General features: G+C 63.9%; 21 protein-coding genes. 5 read left to right on the forward strand and 16 right to left on the reverse strand.

Annotated features, from left to right (window positions below; all coding sequences use genetic code 11):
• Window positions 1-76: 76 nt before the first annotated feature.
• The 3 genes from H8S61_RS16800 to H8S61_RS16810 all read right to left on the reverse strand — a co-directional run bounded on the left by H8S61_RS16800 (window position 77) and on the right by H8S61_RS16810 (window position 2,358).
• Window positions 77-619, reverse strand: coding sequence for an NYN domain-containing protein (locus H8S61_RS16800; RefSeq protein ID WP_160943407.1), 543 nt, complete (start codon window positions 617-619; stop codon window positions 77-79).
• 35 nt (window positions 620-654) lie between these two features.
• Complete coding sequence (gene rlmB, locus H8S61_RS16805) at window positions 655-1,401, reverse strand: 23S rRNA (guanosine(2251)-2'-O)-methyltransferase RlmB (RefSeq protein ID WP_154334850.1); 747 nt, start codon at window positions 1,399-1,401, stop codon at window positions 655-657.
• Between the two features lie 162 nt (window positions 1,402-1,563).
• A complete protein-coding gene (locus H8S61_RS16810) occupies window positions 1,564-2,358 on the reverse strand; it encodes a trimeric intracellular cation channel family protein (protein WP_035586417.1) in 795 nt (264 codons plus the stop codon).
• Between the two features lie 176 nt (window positions 2,359-2,534).
• On the opposite strand from H8S61_RS16810, the gene H8S61_RS16815 reads away from it, so the two are divergent.
• On the forward strand, window positions 2,535-3,320 hold the full coding sequence (locus H8S61_RS16815; protein ID WP_186939796.1) for a hypothetical protein: 786 nt from the start codon (window positions 2,535-2,537) through the stop codon (window positions 3,318-3,320).
• A 144-nt stretch (window positions 3,321-3,464) separates the two neighbouring features.
• On the opposite strand, the gene H8S61_RS16820 is transcribed toward H8S61_RS16815, so the two are convergent.
• The 12 genes from H8S61_RS16820 to nrfD (H8S61_RS16875) all read right to left on the reverse strand — a co-directional run bounded on the left by H8S61_RS16820 (window position 3,465) and on the right by nrfD (H8S61_RS16875) (window position 18,153).
• Window positions 3,465-3,995, reverse strand: coding sequence for a methylated-DNA--[protein]-cysteine S-methyltransferase (locus H8S61_RS16820; protein WP_186939797.1), 531 nt, complete (start codon window positions 3,993-3,995; stop codon window positions 3,465-3,467).
• 9 nt (window positions 3,996-4,004) lie between these two features.
• Entirely contained in the window at window positions 4,005-5,522 is a 1,518-nt protein-coding gene (locus H8S61_RS16825; RefSeq protein ID WP_186939807.1) for an Ada metal-binding domain-containing protein, read from the reverse strand.
• 138 nt (window positions 5,523-5,660) lie between these two features.
• Window positions 5,661-6,299 carry a TorD/DmsD family molecular chaperone gene (locus H8S61_RS16830; RefSeq protein WP_186939798.1) on the reverse strand — a complete coding sequence of 213 codons (639 nt, stop codon included), beginning with the start codon at window positions 6,297-6,299 and terminating at the stop codon, window positions 5,661-5,663.
• 174 nt (window positions 6,300-6,473) lie between these two features.
• Window positions 6,474-7,685: an NrfD/PsrC family molybdoenzyme membrane anchor subunit gene (nrfD, locus tag H8S61_RS16835; RefSeq protein WP_186939799.1), complete on the reverse strand. Its 1,212-nt coding sequence runs from the start codon at window positions 7,683-7,685 to the stop codon at window positions 6,474-6,476.
• A 16-nt stretch (window positions 7,686-7,701) separates the two neighbouring features.
• Window positions 7,702-8,319, reverse strand: coding sequence for a 4Fe-4S dicluster domain-containing protein (locus H8S61_RS16840; protein WP_186939800.1), 618 nt, complete (start codon window positions 8,317-8,319; stop codon window positions 7,702-7,704).
• Between the two features lie 9 nt (window positions 8,320-8,328).
• Complete coding sequence (locus H8S61_RS16845; protein ID WP_186939801.1) at window positions 8,329-10,743, reverse strand: molybdopterin-dependent oxidoreductase; 2,415 nt, start codon at window positions 10,741-10,743, stop codon at window positions 8,329-8,331.
• Between the two features lie 422 nt (window positions 10,744-11,165).
• Complete coding sequence (nrfD, locus tag H8S61_RS16850; protein ID WP_186939802.1) at window positions 11,166-12,365, reverse strand: NrfD/PsrC family molybdoenzyme membrane anchor subunit; 1,200 nt, start codon at window positions 12,363-12,365, stop codon at window positions 11,166-11,168.
• 9 nt (window positions 12,366-12,374) lie between these two features.
• Window positions 12,375-12,992, reverse strand: coding sequence for a 4Fe-4S dicluster domain-containing protein (locus H8S61_RS16855; protein ID WP_035586529.1), 618 nt, complete (start codon window positions 12,990-12,992; stop codon window positions 12,375-12,377).
• A 9-nt stretch (window positions 12,993-13,001) separates the two neighbouring features.
• Entirely contained in the window at window positions 13,002-15,416 is a 2,415-nt protein-coding gene (locus H8S61_RS16860) for a molybdopterin-dependent oxidoreductase (RefSeq protein WP_186939803.1), read from the reverse strand.
• Window positions 15,417-15,717: 301 nt separating this feature from the next.
• Window positions 15,718-16,731 carry a slipin family protein gene (locus H8S61_RS16865; protein WP_186939804.1) on the reverse strand — a complete coding sequence of 338 codons (1,014 nt, stop codon included), beginning with the start codon at window positions 16,729-16,731 and terminating at the stop codon, window positions 15,718-15,720.
• Entirely contained in the window at window positions 16,731-17,210 is a 480-nt protein-coding gene (locus tag H8S61_RS16870; protein ID WP_186939805.1) for a GntR family transcriptional regulator, read from the reverse strand. Before H8S61_RS16870 ends, H8S61_RS16865 begins: the two co-directional genes overlap by 1 nt.
• A gap of 1 nt (window position 17,211) precedes the next feature.
• On the reverse strand, window positions 17,212-18,153 hold the full coding sequence (gene nrfD, locus H8S61_RS16875; RefSeq protein ID WP_186939806.1) for an NrfD/PsrC family molybdoenzyme membrane anchor subunit: 942 nt from the start codon (window positions 18,151-18,153) through the stop codon (window positions 17,212-17,214).
• A gap of 352 nt (window positions 18,154-18,505) precedes the next feature.
• Between nrfD (H8S61_RS16875) and H8S61_RS17600 the strand changes: the two genes are divergently transcribed.
• Window positions 18,506-18,709: a helix-turn-helix domain-containing protein gene (locus H8S61_RS17600; RefSeq protein WP_233789546.1), complete on the forward strand. Its 204-nt coding sequence runs from the start codon at window positions 18,506-18,508 to the stop codon at window positions 18,707-18,709.
• Window positions 18,710-18,736: 27 nt separating this feature from the next.
• Here the strand turns inward: H8S61_RS17600 and H8S61_RS17605 are convergent, their stop codons facing one another.
• Complete coding sequence (locus H8S61_RS17605) at window positions 18,737-19,591, reverse strand: ParB/RepB/Spo0J family partition protein (protein ID WP_035586386.1); 855 nt, start codon at window positions 19,589-19,591, stop codon at window positions 18,737-18,739.
• A 221-nt stretch (window positions 19,592-19,812) separates the two neighbouring features.
• On the opposite strand from H8S61_RS17605, the gene H8S61_RS16885 reads away from it, so the two are divergent.
• The 3 genes from H8S61_RS16885 to H8S61_RS16895 form a co-directional block, all read left to right on the forward strand.
• Window positions 19,813-20,610 carry a sugar transferase gene (locus tag H8S61_RS16885; RefSeq protein WP_114557199.1) on the forward strand — a complete coding sequence of 266 codons (798 nt, stop codon included), beginning with the start codon at window positions 19,813-19,815 and terminating at the stop codon, window positions 20,608-20,610.
• A 147-nt stretch (window positions 20,611-20,757) separates the two neighbouring features.
• Window positions 20,758-21,627 (forward strand): glycosyltransferase, encoded by an 870-nt coding sequence (locus H8S61_RS16890; protein ID WP_081956913.1) that lies wholly within the window; start codon window positions 20,758-20,760, stop codon window positions 21,625-21,627.
• On the forward strand, window positions 21,620-21,803 hold a 184-nt coding region (locus H8S61_RS16895), incomplete at its 3' end, for a hypothetical protein (protein WP_222617771.1). The genes H8S61_RS16890 and H8S61_RS16895, both read left to right, overlap by 8 nt.

A 21,803-nucleotide genomic window follows, 5' to 3' on the forward strand; every position in this document is an offset into this window, starting at 1 on the left:
AACCGTCAGATGCAGAAGCACCGTGACGCAGCGACCATCACGCCCCACGAAGCATCGGGCGCGCGGAGCGGGGCGGCTAGCGGGCTGCGTTGTCGCGGAGGGCCTTGAGCTTGGCGAGGGTTGCGGGGTCGATGCGCGAGGCCACCGTGTTCTTCTCGGCCACCTTAGGGGTGTCGTCGAGGCGCGCCTCCTCGTAGTACATGGCCACCTCGCGCGAGAAGCCGTCCGCGCTCATGCGATCCACGCCGAAGCCGAACGTCGTGTCCTGAACGGTGGCGTCGCTCGTGACGACGAGCGTTTCCACCTGGCGCTCGCGCGCGTCGTGGGCCAGCTTCTCGATGACCTTGTCGGCCGACTGGCCCGCCGGCGAGAACACGATGCGCACGCCGCCGACCTTCTCGGCCTCGCCGTTCGAGAACGCGTTCTTCGCGCCGTCGAACACGATGACGGCCTTCCAGTCGCGGCCGGCGTAGTTCACCACGTCGTTGATGAGCATCTCGCGCGCCGCGTTGAACGTGTCGTCGGTGTAGTCCTCATCGGGCGCGTTGCGGTAGCGGCTGCCGGAGCGCAGCACGTTGTACCCGTCCACGATGAGGAGTTTCTTACGTTGCTTGGCCATGATCCGTCCGCATCAACCCGTACGTCCGCCGCTGCTTACTGGTTCTGGCGCAGCCACTCGTACATGCAGGCGGTGGACGCCTGGGCCACGTTGAGCGAGGCCACCTCGCCCTCGATGGGCAGCTTCACGAGGAAGTCGCAATGCTCCATGACCAGGCGCGAGATGCCCTCCTGCTCGTTGCCCATCACGAGCGCGATCTTGCCCTTGAGGTTCGCGTTCCAGATGAGGTCCGAGGCGTGCTCGGTGGCGCCGGCGATCCAGAAGCCCTCATCCTTGAGGCGGCCCATCGCCTGCACGAGGTTCGACACCTGCGCCACGGGCACGTGCGAGATGGCGCCGGCCGAGCTCTTGTACGTGGACGCCTCCACGTGCGCGCTGCGCTTGTTGGGGATCACGATGCCGCACGCGCCCACCGCCTCGGCGCTGCGCGACACGGCGCCGAGGTTGCCCGCGTCCGTGATGTGGTCGAGGATGACCACGAGCGCGCGGCCGTCGTGCTCCGCGGCCGACGTTCCGGCCGCGTCGATCACGTCGCCGATGCCCACGTAGGGAAACGGCGCGGCCTTCGCCATGACGCCCTGGTGGCTGCCGCGGTCGGACTTGCTGTCCAGCACCTTGCGCGGTACCATCTCCACGGTGGCGCCGACGCGCTTCGCCTTGCGCAGGATGTCCTCGATGAGGCCGTCGCGCTGCACGTTGTCGGCCATGAGAATGCTCTTGATGGGCACGCCCGTGCGCAGCGCCTCGATGACGGGGCGCTTGCCCTCGATGAAATCAGCCATGTTCCACGATCCTTCGCATCTTCTCCCGCGTCGATCCTGGCATAGCATCGCACGGCACGTTGTTGATACGGCCAGTATGCCAGATGAGCGAGCCATCGGCGACGCCGACGCGCGTTTCTTCAGCGTATCGTCATGCGAACGCGTCAGCGACGGGCGGCGCGCTCAGTCGCGCTTCTCGCGGCTGCGGCGCCAACGACCCCGGCGCCGGCGCTCCTTCTGCGCCACCGTGGCGTCGCCGCCGTGCAGGAACACGCCGGACACGACGCGCTTCACCTTCCCCACCCCGCGCGCCACGTGCGGCGTGAGGTCGGCCTCGTTGCGCGTCTTCCAGTCGAAGTACACGCTCCAATACCGCAGGAACACGACGACGAAGACGCAGGCCACGCCCGCAAGCGGCAGCGGGCTGCCCCCGTAGGCCAGGATCACGAACGCCAGCGAGCCGCCGAGGCCCGCCACCGCGTAGAAGTTCGATTGCTGGAAGATGCCGGGCGTCTCGCCCACGCAGATATCGCGTACCGCGCCGCCGCCCACCGCCGTGATGGCGCCGAGGATGACCGACAGCACGAACCCCTGCTCGAGCGAGAACGCCTTGCTGGCGCCGGCGAGCGCGAACAGGCCCACCGACAACGCGTCGGCGAAGAACACCGTGGCGTCGAGATGGCGGAACAGCCCGCGGAAGTAGAACACGAACGCGCAGATGGCGATGCAGATGAGGATGAGGTCGGGATGCGAGGTGAAGTACACGCCGTGGTCCTGCAGCAGCACGTCGCGGATGATGCCGCCGCCGTACCCCGTGAGCAGGCCGAGCACCACCGTGCCGATGATGTCGAGCTTACGGTCGCACGCGAACAGGGCGCCCGTCAGCACGCCGACGATGACGGAGAAGTAGTCGATGCTCCACGGCACCGTGAGCACCTGGGAATCGGAGAACGCTTGCTGCAGAAATGTGGTGTCCATACGCCCCTTTCGGAATCTGGGCTTATGAAACCACACCTGCGAGGTTTCCGCCAGAGCGAATGTTCGGCGTGCAGTTAGCACAGGGCACTTACACATGATGACCGAACTGGTATGATACGAGGGAAACGCAATCGGGCCGCGCCCGCGCGCCCGCGCACCGAATGAAGGGACTCACGTTGAACAAGAAGATCGTTGCGACCGCGGCCTGCGCGTTCCTGGCGCTGGCGCTTACCGGATGCGGCTCGAAAGCCGAAGAACCCAACCTGCCCGACCCGAACGCCAGCTCGTCGAGCAGCGGCTACACCGTCACCGACGCGGCCAAGCTCAAGGCGCTCTCGGTGGGCGAGTCGGCCGTCTGGCGCGACTACGAGGTGACCGTGAAGTCGATCGACCGCACGAACGGCCAGCTGAACGTGCAGATCGACGTGAAGGCGCACGCGAACGCGCAGCAGCTTTCCACCGAATGCCTGCTGTCGTTCGGCATGCCTCCCGTCAGCTCGACGTTCGACGGCGGCACCATCTCCGTGGCAGCAGGCGAGACGGCGTCGGGCACGCTCACGTTCGACGACCGGTACTCCTCGCAGCGCCTGTTCTGGAACGACGGCGCCACCGAGGCCACGTGGCTGCTCGACCAGACCCCGGCCGCAACCGAGCCCACGCCGCAGCCCGAGACGCCGGCCGAGCCCGAGACGCCCGAACCCGCCGAGGATCCGCAGGCCAAGGCCGTGGCAGCCGTCGAGGCCGCGCTGCCGGCGCTCATCGCCGACAACACGTACTACACCTACCAGAGCTTCGACCCCGCCACGGCCGCCATGACGCCCGTCGAAGGCGGCTACCAGTACGCCAACGACGTCTCCATCCTCGACGGCGACGGCAACGCGACCGTCACGAACGTGCTGCTCACCTGCGACGCAGACGGCAACGTCACCTCGATGACGGTGGACGGTGCGCTGATCTTCTAGGGTACGCGGCCCGCCCGCACCGCAACGAGAAACGGCCCGTGACGGGCCGTTTTTTTTTGCGCGGAGGACAGGCGGGGCAAGTTGCTGCGCGGGGGAAGAGGCCGCGGCGCGACAGAAGGGCCGGGGCGCGACCGGGAAAGCCCCTTACAGCGCCGTCCCCCTCTTCGGGGTGCTCAGCGCTTCCACGTCCACGCCCTCGATGCGCAAGAGGGCGATCTTCTTCTGCAGGCCGCCGGCGTACCCGGTGAGGCTGCCGGTCGAGCCCACGACGCGGTGGCACGGCAGGATGATGGAGATGGGGTTGCGCCCAACGGCGCTGCCCACGGCGCGCGCCGAGGTGCGGGCTCCCGTCTGCTCCTCGAGGCGGCGCGCGATCTGGCCGTACGTGGTCAGCTGGCCGTACGGTATCTCAGCGAGCTGCGCCCACACCCGCTGCTGGAAGGCGGTGCCGCGCGGGCTCACGGGCGGAAGCGCGCCGGGATCGTCGCCCGCGAAGTAGCGCTCGAGCCAGGCGCGCGCCTCGGCGAGCACCGGCAGGTCGGGCCGCTCTTCGGCAGCTTCGAGCGTGGCCTCGAAGTACTTCTGCCCTTCCAGCCACAGGCCGATGATCGCCTCGTCGTCGCTGGCGACGGTGACCGGCCCCACGGGCGAATCCATCGTGAGAAGGTAATCCATAGGTGCTCCTTACGTGTTCGGGGTTTCGTCGGGCCGACCGTGCGGCGTCGACCACAGGGACATGACGGCGTACGAGCGCCACGGGCTCCACGATTCGGAGGCCCGCGCCAGCTCGCGCGGCTTGAGCTCGGGGAAGGCGGCGCGCACGGCCAGGTCGGTCGCCGGGAAGGCATCGGGATGGCCGTAGGCGCGCATGAGCAGGTACTGCACGGTCCACGGGCCGATGCCGGGAATCGCCGCGAGCGCGCGGGCCTCGGCGGCGAGATCGGCTCCGGGGCGCAGCGCCACCGCGCCTGCGCGCACGGCCTGCGCCAACGCGCAGATGGCGCGGGCGCGCTGGCCGATCACGCCGAGCTCGCCCAGGCGCTCCGCCGCCCCGTCCGCGCACAGCGCCTCAGGAGGAGGGAACGCCGTCGTGAGCGCCGCGTGCGGCGTGGCAGCCGGCGATCCGAACGCGTGCGCGACGCGTCCGGCCAACGTGCCGGCGGCCTTCACCGTGATCTGCTGGCCGAGGATGGCGCGCACGGCCATCTCGAAGCCGTCGAAGCAGCACGGCAGCCGCACGCCCGGGATGCGGGAGGCGGCGGGCACGCGCGCATGGAAGTCGGCAAGGCCGGCCTCCACCGCAGCAGGGAGGCAGTCGGCGTCGAAGAGGCGGCGCGTGCGCGCCACGACGAGCGGCAGCTCGTCGAACAGCTCGGGGGACACGGTGAGCGCGAGGCGGTTGCGCTTGGGCTCGTCGGCGACCCTGATCCAACCGACGCGCGGGGCCGTGTCCGGCCTCGACGCGTCCGCCTCGAGGCGCACCGTGCGCAGGTACGCGCCGTCCTCGACCGCCTCGACGCCCTCGATGGCGCGCAGGCGCAGGAACTCGAGCAGCAGGTCGAAGCGGTACGGCGGCCGGTAACCCACGTGCAGCACGATGGGCCCTTCCCCGCCCTCGCCCTGCGCCGCGGCGCTTGCGGCGGCGCCCGCTCGGGCGCGAAACCGGCTCGGGGGCATGCGGTAGCGCTGCGAGAACGCGTCGTTGAACCGGCGCACCGACGAGAAGCCGCACGCGTACGCCACGCGCGTGACGGGCAGCTCGGTGTCGGTGAGCAGGCTTTTCGCGAGCAGCAGGCGGCAGGTGGCACGATAGGAGGCAGGCGTCACGCCGAACGCGCGCTCGAAGAGGCGGCGCAGCTGCCGCTCGGAAAACCCCAGCCTCGCCGCGATGTCGGCGATGGAGCATGCGCCCGATCCCTCGCGGATGAGCGCCGCGGCCCGCGCCACCGCGCGGTCGGCGCCCTCGTCGACGGGGACGCCCGGCGCCAGCTCGGGGCGGCACTTGAGGCAGGGGCGATAGCCCGCCGCCTCGGCCTCGGCCGCGCTCGCGTAGAACGTGCAGTTCTCGAACTTGGGCGTTTTCGCCGGGCACACGGCGCGGCAGTACACGCCGGTCGACCGCACGCCCACGAAGAACAGCCCGTCGAAGCGCGCATCGTGCGCGCTCAGCGCTTCCCAGCACGTGCGATCGCTGTACTCCATCACGGGCATCCCTTCGCGTTCATCGGCAACAACGCCCATGAAACCACAAAGCGCGCCCGAGCACTAGCCGTTTTCGGACATGCAAGTATTCACCACGAGCACGGCGCCGGCGCGGCGGCGGCAAGAGGCGGCCTCGCGCTAGCGCAGCGCCTGCACGTGCCAGACGAGCAGGGCCTGAGCCAGCCCCACGAGGGGAGCGAAGTAGCCGTGCGCGGCCGTCTCGGCGATGCGCACGCGGAACGCTTCCGCCCAGGAAAGCGGGTGAGCCTCGATGAAGTCGGCGACGGCGTCGGGCGCGGGCGTGTCCTCCGCGCCTGCGTCCACGCGGGCGCACTGCGACGAGAGGTACAGCAGCTCGATGCCCATGTGGTCCTCGTACTGGTTGTTCTCGTTCCGCACCTCGAGCCCCGTCGCGCGCAGCAGCTCGCGCATCTCGAACGTGGCCTGGCCGAACCCCACGGTCACGTCCTGGCCGCGGTACATCGTCTCCCACGGCGCCGCGGCGGGCGACGGCGGGCCCACGAACAGCTTCGTGTACTCGACGGCGACGCGCTGGGGCTCGTCCTCGCCCGCCTCGGCGCGGCGGGCGGCCTCCTCGGCGTAGCGTGCGCACGCCGCCACGGCCTCGGCCACGGCAGCGTCGTCGAACGTGGGGAACGATGCCCAGAATGCCGGATCCAACCCGACCGTCGACGTCATCGTCATCGGCTTCAACAGCGAGTTCCCGATGAACGCGTAGGCTTCGGACAGGGTCTTCCAGGGAATCTCTTTCGCCATGGCGAAAAACTCCTTTCAGCGCGGGGCGCGCAACGTGAGCCGGGATGCAGCGGGTACAGCATACCGCAACGGAAGCGGTCCTTGGCGACGCGGGGAGGGAAAGCGTCGCCAAGGACCAACGGATGGAAAGGTCGAGAGGGCCGAAGCCGCCGCGAGCCGCGAGGGCCGCGCGCCTTACGCGGCTTCGCCCGCCGCGGCCTCGACGGCCTCGCGCTTCGCCGCGCGGGCGGGCAGCAGCTTCTGCGTCAGCACGACGAACGCGAGCGCGCCGAGGGACACCACGCCGATGACGACGACGATCTCCACCCAGGTGGGAGCGTACGAGCTGGCGACGGCCCACATGTCGAGCCCCGTCGCGTGCGCCGCGGCCGACGAGCCCGAGGCCACGCCGGGGGCGCCCATCACGTTGAACTCGACGAACGAGGTGAGCAACAGCCACACGCGCTTGAAGAACACGCCCACCACCACGCACACGCTGGCGGCAGCCACCAACCCCATCCGCGCGCGGTTCTTCGCGAACACGAGGATGCAGAACGGGATGAGGATGCCCACGACGATCTCGAACCAGAAGAACGGAGCGGTGGCGCCCGTCGCCATGATGGCGAGCGTCTCGGCGCCGGCGGCGCCCGGGTAGGCCATGGTCAGCACTTCGCAACCCACGAGGAAGCCGTCGATGGCGATGCAGGTGGCCAGCAGGCCGGCCAGGTTGGACAGCAGCTTCTTATCGGTTTTGAAGCGACCGGATTTGTTGAGCCCCATGAGCGAGAGCAGCAGCAGGGCCAAGCCGGAATCCATGGCCGATACCACGAACAGCGGCGCCATGATGGCCGAGTACCAGCCTTCGCGCGCCATCTCGAGACCGAAGATCCACGCCGTCACCGAGTGCACGAGGATGGCGACGGGCAGCGCGAAGCGCGACACGATGGCCACCTTGTCCTGCGCGCCCGGCTTCTTCGACTTCATGAAGTACAGGTACACGACGTTGATGGCGAGGTACAGCGTGATGACGCAGATGTCCCAGAACAAAGGCGAGGTCACGTTCGGCCCCGTGACGATGCGCCACACGCGCTGGATGCCGCCGAGGTCGATGAGCACGAACATGCCGGCGCAGCAGATGCATACCGTCGACAGGATGACGGCGGGCAGCGCCACCTTCTTGTACTCGGCCACGTGGAACACGCTAGCCGAGGAGGCCACGATGAGGCCGCCGGCCGACAGGCCCACGAAGAACATGAAGCACGTGATGTAGAGGCCCCACGACGTGCCGTTGTTCATGCCGGTCACGCCGAGGCCGCCTATCAGCTGGTAGATCCAAGCGGCGACTCCCGCCACCGTCAGCGCGCCCAGCACCCCGATGGCAGCTTTGGTTTTCGTAGAGGTTCCCATGATGCGCACCTCCTCCTTAATTGAAGTAATGAACTTGCGGACGGGTGCCTTGCTCCTCGAGGAGGACGGTCGCGTTGCGCTCTCGGACGATGCGCGATACCTCACTATCGGGATCGTCGAGGTCGCCGAAAATGCGAGCTTTGGCGAGACAGCACCGCACGCACATTGGCTCGTCTCCACGATCGGTGCGTTCCTTGCACAAGGTGCATTTCTCAACCACACCTTTGCCTCGAACCGGCACGTCTTTGTCGCCGTAATTGAAATCAGGATCACGCACCGGTTCACTCCAGTTGAACACACGTGCGTTGTACGGACACGCCGCCATGCACATGCGGCACCCAATGCACTTCTCGTAGTCAATCTCCACGCGCCCCAAGGCATCCTTGTACGTGGCCCCTGTCGGGCACACGCGCATGCAGGCGGGGTTCTCGCAATGTTGACAGGCAATAGGCAGATGCGAGCGCGAGACATGGGGATACGTCCCCCTTACACCCACTTCGAATTCGCAACTCTCGTTGAGAACGCGATTCCACGCCATACCCATAGGCACGTTGTTCTGCATCTTGCACGCCATAGCACACGTGTTGCACCCCGTGCAACGATCCAAGTTAATGGCAATAGCCAACCGAGTCATATGGATCACCTAAGCTTTCTTAACTTCGATAAGCGTGTCGTTGAAGGGAGTGACCCTCCCCTTGGCGAGCGCTTTCCCGCGTGGATTTGCCGCATCGTTGGTAACATTCTGCAAATTCCCGGCATGCATGTACTTGTCCCAAATGCCCTCGACAATAGCCACCGTTCCCGGACGAACGGCCTCGGTGGCGACGCACGCGCACTGAAACGATCCTCGATCGTTAAACGCTTCGATCACGTCTCCGGATTCCAAACCTCGCGCCATCATGTCGACAGGATTCATCTCCAACGTCGGCTCATAGTACTGGCGCAACCACGAGGCGTCCATGAAATTCTGATGAATGAAGTACTTGGATCGACGCTGGGTCATAACGAGGGGATACGTATCTCGCAGCGGATTACCCTCGAACGCTTCGTGCGGCGCTTCGTACCGTGGCAACGCTTGCCCAAATTCTACGAGGTTCTCGTAATACAGGTCGATTTTCCCCGATGTCGTTTTGTAGGTTTGATTGCTGTAACTGCGCGCGATATCCGGCTGACCCTTCAAGGCAACTACGCCGTTATGGGCCACAACTTCGTCGAGAGTGATACCGGCAACGGCCTTGTCGGTTGCGTTATCCAACTGAAAACGCGCAAGTTCCTCCTGGCTTTTCGGCAAAACGTCTTCGTATCCAAGACGCTTTGCCATCTCGCGATCGATCCAAAAATCCGTTTTACTCTCAAACAAGGGGTCGAGAACTTTCTGCTGCAGAAGAACGTGCCCGCGCAAAGCGCGAAGAAAGCCGATCTCCTCGTCGAGTTCGAAGTGAGAGCATACCGGCAGAACTATATCGGCCCAATCCACCGACGGCGTGTGCCAGATATCCTGAACCACAACGAAATCGAGACCCTTCGCCCACTCGTTCGTGCGGTTCTGATTACCCGCGATCTGCTGAAACGCACCGTTCTGTACCCACATGAAGCGAATACCGCTCTCCTCGTCGCGATAGTCGACGCTGTCTTTGGGGGCTGATGCGTTTTTGCACTCGGATGGCAACGGCCAGGATGCGAGGTTGGCTGCACCGAAAATTTTCTGGTACGCATTCACGTATGCGCCCGCCCCCCAACCGGGAGTGTCCGTCCCGAACGACCCGACGAGCGTGGCGAGCAGAACTGCCGCATGCCCGGCTACATCGGCGTTGTAGAACTTCTCTCCTCCACCAAAGCCGAACGAAAGGATCGAGGGACCGCTGTTCGCATACTTGTCGGTGATCTCAACAAACACGTCTTCATCGATACCAGTCGTTTCAGCAGCCCATGAGAGCGAGTACTGCTTTTGATTCTCCTTCAACAGTTTGAACACTGTTGCATACGTTTCACCGTCAATGGACGTCTCGTAATCCAACGCAGGACTGATCCCTTCCGCGTCATATGCGCTCATAGAGGAAGATATTTCGTCCCACACCATAAAGGGATTATCAGAGCCCGCCTGCTTAGTGTCGGCAACGGGGTTTTTTCTTAGAAGCGAGCCGTCGGATCGCTTGACCAGGAACGGCATACTCGTGTTGGATTTCAGATACGGAGCGTTGTACCACTCATTATCGAGGATCAGCGAGATCATGCCGAGATAGAGAGCCGGGTCGGTTCCGGCAATCATGGGAATCCATTGCGAACTCTTCTCCGCAGTAGTACAGAAGTTGGGATCGAGCGTAATTATCTCCGCGCCCGCCTCCTTCGCCTCGAAGAAGTACCGCGCCGTCACCATGCACGTCTCCAACATGTTGCATCCCACGTTCAGGATGGTTTTGGCGTTCTTCCAGTCGGTCACTTCGTTAGATGAGGCACCCTGCTGGCCTGATTCAGCGAGCGCCGGAGAGAAACCATTGCCCAAGCCGATATCGATACCGCGATGGGGCTTCTCCTGACCCTTGAGCAACTTTGGGAGAAACGTGGTGAGGGAGTCGACGGCAGTTTGAACAGCTATCGCTTCCGCACCGTATTTTTCCTGAGTCTCTTTCACCTTGTTGGCGATGGTGTCGAGTGCCTCATCCCAGGTGATCTCGACGAATTCACCCGCACCACGCTCACCGACGCGCTTGAGTGGAACCTGCAAACGCTCTTCGCTGTACGTATGCTGGATTTCGGAAATGCCTTTCAGGCAAATGGTCTCGTTGCGTTTGTCGGGCCAGTCGTTAGGTTCGACCAACACCATACGCCCATCGCGTACCGTGCACTTCAGATGGCAATTGCACTGGCAGTGGCGATAATGGAACGTATACCCCACCCGCTCCCCTGCCTCGGCGTGGGCTTGGGTGGGCGCGAGCCAGTTGTCGGCCGTGACCATGCCGGCGGCACCTGCGAGGCCCAAGGCCCCTGCCGCTGCGCCCGTCGCCTTCAGAAAGCTCCTGCGCGTGAGCCCGCTGTGCGGGCTGCTCGTTCCTGACATGTCTCCTCCTCAAAGATGTCGTCAGGATATCCCCGTAGTGCCGGTCGCGCGGTCCTCACACCGTCCGACCAACAAGCCTCATGCGAGGATACCCCCTCTTCCTCGTGAGAATTGGCCAAATTCCACTGGCCCCACTATACGAAATTATCCTATGACAATCAAGGATTGTCATAGGATAATTTTCAGGTGTCATTATACTATTTTATGGATAATTTTTCGTGATTCCGCAGGTCATGTTCTTATCCTCCTTCGTATGAGGCTCGAAGGATAGCACAGGACACGCTTCGCGCACCGGAGAATCATGGGAACAAATGTTTCACGTGAAACATTCGAGGTGCGCCAGGGAGCGGAGGCGGAAGTGAGGAGCTTCCGCCTCCAAGGGGGTGAGGAGCCCCTTCCCCAGCGTCACGGGTTGGACGTGATCAGGCAGCTTGCGCGGTCGTTTCGTCCGACGGCTTCAGCAGCTTGCTCGCCAAGACGAGGAACGCCAGCGCGCCGAGCGACACCACGCCGACGACCACCATGATTTCGACCCAGGTGGGCGCGTACACGCCAAGCGTCGACCAGATGTCGGTGGCGCCGGCATGGACGCCGGCCGACGACCCCGAGGAGATGCCCGGCGCGCCGTACACGTTCGGATGGACGAACGCCGTGAACAGCAGCCACACACGCTTGAAGAACACGCCCACCACCACGAGCGCCGAGGCCAGGATCACGAGCTTCGGACGCTGGCGGTTGGCCGAGAACACGAGGATGCAGAACGGGATGAGCAGCCCCGCGATGATCTCGAACCAGAAGAAGGGCGAGGTGACGCCGTTGAACAGCGTGCCGAGCGTCTCCATGCCGCCGGCGGTTTGCGGGTAGGCCACCGTCAGCAGCTCGCAGCCGATGAAGAACGCGTCGACCGCGATGCACGTGGCCAAGAGGCCGGCCAGCGTGGCCATGAGCTTGCGGCCGAGCTCGAACACCTTCGCCGCCTGCAGCGCCAGCAGCACGATGAGCAGCAGCGCCAAGCCCGAGTCCATGGCCGAGGCCACGAAGATGGGCGCCATGATGGCCGAGTACCAGGCCTCGCGCGCCAGCTGCAGGCCGAAGATCCACGCCGTCACCGAGTGCACGAGGATGGCGATGGGCAGCGCGAACCGCGAGATGATGCTGACCGCGTGCGGGTTGGCCCGCTTCGAGGTCATGAAGTACAGGTAGAGGACGTTGATGACGAGGTAGCAGGTGATCACGCAGATGTCCCACAGAAGCGGCGACATCGGGTTCGGCGACACGAGCACGTTCCAGATGCGCTGGATGCCGCCGAGGTCGATGAGCACGAACATGCCGGCGCAGCAGATGCACACCGTCGACAGGATGATGGCCGGCACCGCCACCTTCTTGAACTGCGCGATGTGGAACACCGACGCCGAGGAGGCCACGATCAGCCCGCCGGCCGACAGGCCCACGAAGAACATGAAGCAGGTGATGTAGAGGCCCCACGACGTGGAGTTGTTCATGCCGGTCACGCCCAGGCCGTTCATCAGCTGGTAGATCCACGTGCCCACGCCCACCGCGGCCAGCACGGCCAGCACGACGGAGGCGGTTTTGAATTTCATCGAGGTTCCGAAGGTTCCCATGGCGCTCCCCTATCCGTAGTAGTGGACTTGCGGGCGGGTGCCCTGTTCTTCCAGCAGCACGCCGGCGCGACGCTCCCGGACGATGCGCGACACGTCGCTGTTCGGGTCGTCCAGATCGCCGAACACGCGCGCTTTCGTGGGGCAGCACACCACGCACATGGGCTCATCGCCGCGGTCGGTGCGCTCCTTGCACAGCGTGCATTTCTCCACGACGCCCTTGCCGCGCACGGGCACGTCCTTGTCGCCGTAGTTGAAGTCGGGGTCGCGGCGCGGCTCGTTCCAGTTGAACACGCGGGCGTTGTAGGGGCAGGCCGCCATGCACGTGCGGCAGCCGATGCACTTGTCGTAGGCGATCTCGACGCGGCCCTTTTCGTCCTTGTACGTGGCGCCCGTGGGGCACACGCGCAGGCAGGCGGGGTTCTCGCAGTGCTGGCACGCCACGGGAAGGTAGGCGCGCGACACGTTCGGATACTGCCCGACGGCGCCGTCCACGATGTCGCATCCCTCGGTGAGCACGCGGTTCCACAGCATGCCCATGGGCACGTTGTTCTGCATCTTGCAGGCGTTGGCGCAGGTGTGGCACCCGATGCAACGCCCCGTGTTGATGGCGAGTCCGAATCTGGTCATGGCGCCCACCTACGCTTTCTTCACTTCGACGAGCGTGTCGTTGTACGGGATGACCGGGCCGTTCAGCAACGCGCGCCCGCGGTCGGATATCCCGGGATTCGTGACGTTCTGGATGTTGCCGGCGCTCATGAACTTCGACCACTCGCCCTCGAAGATGCGCGCGGAGCCCGGGCGAACCGACTCGTCGCCCACCACGGGGCAGGCGAAGCTGCCGCGATCGTTGAACGCCTCCACCGTGTCGCCGTTGGTCAGGCCGCGCTGCTCCATGTCCGCAGGGTTGAGGTGCAGGGCCGCCGTGGAGTACTGGCGAATCCATTCGGCGTCGCAGAACTGGTTGTGGATGTGGAAGCGCGTGCGCATCTGGCACAGCTGCAGGGGGAAGCGGTCGCGCAGCTTGCTGTCCGCGCCCGTCTCCTCGGGGGCTTCGTAGGCGGGCAGCGCCTGGTCGAATTTCACGAGATCCGGGAAGTACACGTCGAAGCGGCCCGACGCCGTGGGAACCTTGCCGTCGGAGAACGGCACGGCCGACGGCGCGCGGTACGGCAGCACGCCCTGGTTGGCCCGCAGCTCCTCGAGCGTGATGCCCGCGACCTTCGCGTCCTTCGCCGTGTCCAGCATGCGCACGATGCGCTCCTCGTTGGTCTTCGGCAACGAAGCGTCGATGCCGAGGGCGCGGGCCAGCTCGCGCTCGAACGCGAAGTCGGTCTTGCTCTCGAACAGCGGCTCGAGCACCTGCTGGCGCAGCATGACCTGGCCCTTGTTCGAGCGGACGCCGCCGAGCGCCTCGTCGCTCTCGAAACGCGAGCAGATGGGCAGCACGAGATCGGCGTACTGCGCGCCCGTGCTGTGGTACACGTCGGCGTACACGATGAAGTCGAGGCCCTGCACCCACTCGTCCAGCTTGTTGAGGTCGGCGAAGCGCTGCTGGATCTGGTCGCCCACACCGATGAAGCACTTGACGGGGCTGTCCACGTAGGGCAGCTCGAAGGCGGGGACGGCCAAGGTCGAGGGCTTCATGTCCTCCGCAAGCGGCCACGCGCCGAGCCCGGCGCTGCCGTAACCGAAGCCGGGATAGCCCACGCCGCCGCCGGCGCGCCCGATGTTGCCGGTGATCGCGGCCAGCAGCCCGGCCGCATGGCCGGCGATGTCGGCGTTGCCGTACTTGTCGTTGCCGCCGTAGCCCACGGCGATGCACGCGGGTCCGCCCGTGGCGTAGCGCTCGGCCAGCGACTCGATGGTATCGGCCGGGATGCCCGTGACCTTCGACGCCCACGCGGTGTCGTAGCCTTGCTGGTTCTTCTTGAGCAGCGAGAGCACCGTCGTGTACGTTTCGCCGTCGACGGTGAAGGTGCCTTCGAGCGCAGGAGACTCCACATCTGCTGCCGGGCGCGCGGCTTGCGCCGCGTCGTCCCAGACCAGGAAGGGGTTGGCTGCGCCGTCCTCCGGCGCGGCGGCCGCCGGGTCGACCGCATGGTCGCGCAGCAGCGTGCCGTCGGCTTGCGCCACGAGGAACGGCAGCGAGGTGCGCGCGCCCACGTACGCCTCGTCGTACCAGCCGTTGTCCAGCACGTGCGTGATCATGCCGAGGAACAGCGCGGCGTCGGTGCCGGGTTCGAGGGGGATCCACTCGTCGCACTTCGTGGCGGTCGTGCTGTAATGCGGGTCGATGGCGATGGCGTGCATGCCCGCATCCTTCGCGTCGAAGAAGGGTTTGGTTTGCGTGAGGCTCGACTCGATGAAGTTGACGCCCACGAACAGCAGGGTCTTGCAATTCATCCAATCGGCCACGCCGTTGAACGCGCTCACCGCGCCCAGGGGGCCGGAGCGCTTGGCGCCGCCGTAGACGGGAGCCAGGCCGTTGGCGTAGCCCACGTCGATGCCGCCGACGGTGTCCATGGACGCACTCAGCAGCTTGCCCAGCTCGGACGCCACCTCCGACTCCATGGCGATGCTGGCGAACACGCTCTGCTTGCCGTAGGCGTCCCAGCATTTCCGCACTTCCTCGGCGAAGTAGGCCGTCGCCTCGTCCCAGGAGATGGCGACGAATTCGTTGGCGCCGCGCTCGCCCACGCGCTTGAGCGGCGTTTGGATGCGCTCGGCGCTGTAGACGTGCTGGATCTCGGAGAGGCCCTTGAGGCAGACGGTTTGCAGTCCCTCTTTGGCTTTGTCGTTCGGCTGGATCAAGCACAGGCGGCCGTCGCGCACGGTGCACTTCAGCATGCAATGCCCGCGGCAGTGAGCCTGGTGATAGGTGTAGGCGACGTGCTCCTCCGGCTCCGCGTACGCCTCGGTCGGTGCGAGCCAATCGTCTGCCGCGAACATTCCTGCAGCTCTCGCAACGCCCAGCGTGCCGGCTGCGGCGCCCGTGGCCCTGAGAAAGCTGCGGCGGGTCAGCGTCGTGTTTGGCCTGTTCGTACCTGACATGGTTCCTCCTCGTCACGCTCGCGCCCCGGCGCAAAGCGTCGCTCGTCGTGTCAGGATGGCCGCCGGCACCTCGCGGAACCTGCGGACATCTGGATGGAATTGGCCAAATCCTATTAAAGTACTATAGTAAATAATCCTATGACAATCAAGGTACTGTATACAATTTATTTACATTTGATTGTATTATTTTGAGGATAGTACGACGCGCAGGCGCACCCGCATTCTCGCGCAAAAAAAAAGAACGGATGTTTCACGTGAAACATCCGTTCTCGATCATCGCATGTGCCGCATGCGGCCGCTGCTACGCCCCCGCGCCGGGCCCCTTTCCCAGCACGTCCTTCGCGGCATCGCCCAGCACGTCGCCGAAGCCCTCGCTGAAGCTGCTGGGCACCACCACCGTGCCGCCCGTCTCGCGCACGCTCTCGTACAGCAGGTGCATCGCGCGCAGGCGCAGCGCGGCGTCGTTCTTCGCGTACGTGTCGCCCATGTCGTCCATCATCTCGCAGATGTCCTGTTCGGCCTCCATGAGGATGATGCGGGCCTTCTTGCGCTGTTCGGCCTGGGCCTCCAGCGACATGACATCCTGCAGCTCCTTCGGCAGCAGGATGTCGCGGATCTCCACCGACAGCACCGTGATGCCCCAGGGCGCCACCTTCTCCTCGAGCACGCGCTTGAGCTCGCGGTCGAGCTGCTCGCGACGGATGGCCACCTCGGCCACGCTCGCGCGCCCGATGGCGTCGCGCAGCGCCGTCTGGGCCGCCAGCTCCACGGCGCGCGTGAAGTCGCCCACCTCGATGCAGGCCGCTTTCGCGTCCCACACGTGCCAGAACAGCACCGCGTTCACATCGAGCGGCACGAGGTCGGCCGTGAGGGTCTCTTCGGCGCCGAACGTGGTGGCGCGCACGCGGGTGTCCACGCGCATGGTGTTCTGCTCGATGACGGGAAACGTCCAGAACAGGCCCGGTCCCGACACGCGGTTGAACGTGCCGAAACGCAGCACCACCACCTTCTCCCATTGCTGCGCGATGTGCACGGCCGCCGTGGCCAGCAGCGCGAGGACGAGCGCGACCGCGATGGCCGCGACGCCCACGCCCGCAAGCGCCCACCACGCGCCCAGCACGAGGCCGAAGGTCAGCAGGAACACCACCGCCGAGAACAGCAGCACGCCGGTGCTCGACGCGCGCTCGCCCACGATCTCGGTGCTGGCCTCGGGGACGACGCGCCAGCGCGCGTGCGACGACGCGGAGGGCGATGCGGGCGCACCGCCGACGCCCCGTGCCGCCTCAGCTTCGTTTCGCCTGGTCTTCACCCGCATCACGCTCCTGCCTGTTTCTTGCGTACCGTGCCGCCCACGTCGACCGGAACGATGCGCGCCGTGCCGTCGCCCCGCTCGAGCGGCGACTCGAGGCCCTCGTCCTTCTTGATCTGCTTGATTTTCTTGATCATGCACTTCTGCACGTCGTCGAGCGACAGCCCCAGGTCGCGGCAGGCCGCCACGCAGTCGCTCATGATGCCGTCGACGTCCTTCGTGTACTCCTCGTCCATCTCGGCATCGAGGTCGCGCACGAACACGCCGCGTCCGCGCGTCGATTCCAGGTAGCCGTCGGAGACGAGGCTCAGGTACGCCTTGTTCACCGTGTTGTAGTTGATGGATATCTCCGAGGCCAGGCCGCGCACGGTGGGCAGCTGGTCGCCCGGCTTGAAGTACCCCGAGTTGATCAGGTAGATGAGCCGCTGGCGCAGCTGCACCCACAACGGCACGTCGGTGGTCGAATCCACTTCGAACGGAAACATATCACATCACTCCCATCGAGCTGAGCACCGGGTGGGCACCAGCCGCAACAACGCAGAACCGCATGACGAACCCGCCGGCCAGCACGCACGCCGCCGTAAACAGGGCGACGCCCGGCAGCGGGCGGCGGCGCTTGGCGAGCACGCCGTCCAGCACGAGCGGCACCGCCAGGCCGAGCGCGACGAAGCAGCCCCAGAACAGCTGCGCGTTGGCGCCCGCCACCAGCTCCCGCACCGACTGCGCGGCGGCGAGCTCGGTGCCGTTGGACAGCGGCGCGCCGGCCAGCGAAGCCGCGCACACGAACACCGCGACGACGATCGCCTCGATCACGATGACCGCGGCATCGACCGCCGCCAAGCGTCCGAGCACGGCATCGAACGCGGATGCCACGCCCGTGAGCTGGGCAAGCGCCAGCAGGCATGCGATGCCGCACGACAGCGACGAGGCCGCGAACAACGCCGGCAGCCACGGCGTGGACCACAGGGGCACCGCGCCGAGGCTCTGGAGCAGGAGCCCCGTGTACACCATGACCACCGCCGCCACGAGCGCAGTCGTCACCTGGAGGATGCGCACGAGGGCGACGTTCCAGGTGCCGACGCCAAGCCACGCGAAGCCGAGCGCCGCCGCGAGCGCCAGGCACGCCGCGAGCGCCCACGACCCCACCGCCAGGTACGACGCCGTGGGATGCAGGAGCAGCAGGATCACGCGCTCGGCGTTGCCGAGGTCGGCCAGCAAGCACACGATGCCGAGCGCCAGCAGCACGAACGCGGTGGCGAACCCCGAGCCGAGCAGCTTGCGGTATGCGGCGTTCGGACGAAGGTGCACGCCCGGGGGCGTTGACACGCATGCGTGCGGAACGAGCAAGCCGAGCACGGAGAGCACGAGAGCGAGCCCCGCCCCGGTGCCGCCGAGGAACAGGTAGCACACGACCAGATCGCTCAGCACGCCGCCTCCCCTCGTCGTTTGCGGGGCGGCACCCCGCACCCGCACGCCGTCGTCCCGCGCACCCGCCGCCCGCGCGCCCAAATAGTCATAGGATAATTCTATCACGCACGAGGGTGCCGCGCCATCGCAACGAGAAACGACGCGATGGCGAAAATCTTGAAGCGACCGGCGAATTTTCCATAAATATGCCCCAATGTACCCTCGTGGATACACGCCTTCGTATTCATCGGGTTACGCTTGACGCATGGGTAATCTCAGCAAAAAGCAGACGATGGAACGCAAGGACCCCCTTGTGAGAAAATACGCGTCTGACCTTGGGACAAACCTCCGACAGATCCGAAAAGACCAAGGATTGACGCAGAAAAAGCTGGGGCTCATGATCGGCTCGGAACACTCTCGCATCAGCAATATCGAATGCGGCTACGTCGCCTTAAGCATTCCGGACCTCGTGAAGCTGAGCCGCGCGCTCGACGTCGACCCCTGCCAGCTCGCCGACCTCGCGCCGCTCAAGCTGATCGATTATCCCGAGCAGGCGGACGGCCACGCGCGGCTGTAGCCGCCTTCCCGACGCACGCTCCCAACCTTACAGCTGGTCCACCAGGCTCTTCAGCTTGCGAACGAGCCCCTGCGGCAACGGCACGCCGGCGCGATCCATCTGGCGCGCCTCCTCCGCGCTGCGGATGGCAAGCTGCAGCGCGCGAGCCGCATCGGCCGTCGTCTTGGGCCGTGACGCTTTGAGGTGAGCCTTCAGCTGGCCGAGCGTCATCTCCTGGCGCTGGTATTCGGCGAACAGGTCGAGCTGCTTCTGGTTCGGCAACTCCGAGATGGCACGCAACGTGAGCGGATCGATGGCTCCCGCCTGCGCCTCCACCTGCCAGTTCTCGTTCAGGTCGCCCGTAAGGAGCTCGGCCTGCTCGCGCGTTTCGCGCAGGCGCCTCTCGGCCGCGATGGCGCGCTTGACCGTAGCCGGCGACACCGACTGCCCCGTCTCCTCGGTCACGATGCGCGCGATGATGTCGTTCGTGCGCACGCCTTTGAGCGACGGGTCGGCCTCGCGCAACGCCGGCACTTCCCTGCCGATGGCCGCGTAGCGCGCGCCGCGCTCCTCCTGCGACAAGCGGCGAGTCACGAGGTTGGTGACATTGAGCAGCACGCGGGCGCGGGCGTCGTCGAGGTCGTCGACGAGCGTGACCGGGATGGCGCGGAAGGCCGCGTCCTCGCGGGCAAGGCGCTTGTACGCCTCGAGTCGGCGGTGGCCGGCGATCATCTGGTAGGCGCCGTCCGGCAGCTTGCGCACGAGCGGCAGCTGCCCGAGGCCCTCTGAGCGGATGGACGCGACGAGCTCCTGCATCTCGCTTTCGTCCATGGTGAAGTCGTTCTCCGGGTGCGACTGGATGCTGTCAACCGGCAAAGTGAGCGTTTGGTAGGGAGATGACATGGGGGGGGGGTTACCTTTCTTCTTTATTGCATATTTTAACTAAAATATACGTATTAATTGCATACAGCTTTTCATTTTACGATCACATGCACTTTCAATATCGAATACTCCAAAACCAATCAACCACGGGGTCACCGTGACCCCGCCCATCATACCACCACCCCGTCCCCGATAAGCGCGGTTATGTAAAGTCGAGCGATGCGGTCGGGGATACGGAGCCGATGGCCGCTTCCGACGTGGCGTTCCTCGCCCCTCTGGATTCCGATTCGCGGGGCACGCTTTTCCGGGACATTGCTCGTCGACGTAAAATAGAATATCCGGATGCAAGTATGGTTAACGACAAGTCCATCTTAGGTAAGTCGAGCCAAACTTTCAGAGAGAACTTCTCGTCAAGAATAAGAAGCATCATTTACCGGTATGCGAAACGCTTATTCGATATTACCTTCAGCGCTTTTATTCTCGTTGTAGCGCTTGTCCCCGGACTAATACTTGCGACTGCAATTGCGATCGAGACTAAAGCTTGGCCTATCTATTCTCAAGAGCGAATTGGAAAAGGTGGGCACCCCTTTCGGATTTATAAATTCCGGACTATGGTATCCGATTCCCATAACATAGAAAAATATTTTACCTCTGAGCAAATGGATGCATGGAGGCGCGAGCGTAAGGTTGTCGACGACCCACGCATCACACCTTTAGGAAGAGTACTTAGATCTACTAGCGTTGATGAGCTGCCTAACTTCATAAACGTCTTAAAAGGAGAGATGAGCGTCATTGGTCCGCGTGCGATTTCGTTTGACGAGCTTTCAAATTTTGGCGAAAATAAGGACCTTTTGCTTTCCGTCCCAGCTGGAATTACCGGATGGTGGCAGGTTTCAAGACGCAATCAAGCCACCTTCGAAACCGGAGAGCGTCAAGCTCTGGAATTGGAATACGTTAGGAACGCGGGATTCATTCTCGATGCAAAGGTTTTTATCAGGACTTTTGGCGTTATGTTCGGAAGGAGAAGAACAGGAAGATGAAGTTGTCGCTCCTTCGTCACAACCTGGAAGAACGCCTCGCTTCTGCGTGCAACGCAAGTTCCGGAGAGTCTGCAAGTCTTCGTCTGCGTTGACTAAGACGATGCTTCTCCCAAAGGCCTATCGGTTATGCTTTGCAAAGGTTAAAAGATGATTTCAGATAGACTCACAGAGAAATACGAAAGTTATACGACTGTAATACCCGTTTACTTTAAAGAGACTGCACGCAATTTGAAAAAATGCGTCGATAGCGTCTACTCTCAAACCGTCCTTCCGGAAGAAGTATTTCTTGTCTGCGACGGCCCGCTAACACAGGAGCTTGATGAGGCAATTATATGTTTGAGCAAAAAGTACGGGTCTTTCAGAGTCTACCGTCTTGATGAGAACAAGGGGGCGGCCGTTGCTTTTCAAAAGGGAATGGATTTGTCCCACACGGATCTCATTGAGAAATTAGGGAGCGACGACGTTTGCCGCCCATGCAGGGCGGAACTCCTGCTTAATGAGTTTGCCGAGGATCCCAAGCTGGCTGTTGTTGGAGGGTACATGCAGATGTATCGTGAAGACGCGGGAGACTGTGGTGACATTAGGGTAGTTCCATCAACTCCGGAAAGTATTGTAAAGTTTTCTAAAAGAAGGAATCCGTTTAATGATACGACGGTAATTCTTAGAAAAAGCGCTGCCAACGTCGTTGGAGGATACGATCCATCGATGATTCGAGCTCAAGACTATGAGCTGTATACTCGCATAATACATTCGGGATATAGGGTGAAAAATATACCAATCGTACTATGCGATGCCCAAGAAGACGAGAAAGCTATTCTTAGACGAAAAACATGGATACACACACGTTGCTTCGTAAAAGTTAGGTGGCGAATTTTCAGGAATGGCTTTAGTGGCCTTCTGGATTTTCTTGTCCCATGCGTTCTCCAGCTATTCATAATGATTCTTCCCGCGTCGGTGTGCTTGAGCTCGTACCGAATCCATTTAAGGAAGCAGAAAGGTATATGTAACGATGACTAACAACTTCGATCCTCCTGAAGAAATGGGTTTCGTTTTAGAATCCGCTCTGCTTCGGTCGGTCGCCGACCGCACCCTCGTCTGCGGCACGGTGGGCCTCGGCTACGTGGGGCTGCCGCTGGCCGTGGAGAAGGCCAAGGCCGGCTTCAAGACGATCGGCTTCGACGTGCAGGCCGACA

It is taken from the genome of Eggerthella hominis (genome assembly GCF_014287365.1).
Taxonomy (GTDB): domain Bacteria; phylum Actinomycetota; class Coriobacteriia; order Coriobacteriales; family Eggerthellaceae; genus Eggerthella; species Eggerthella guodeyinii.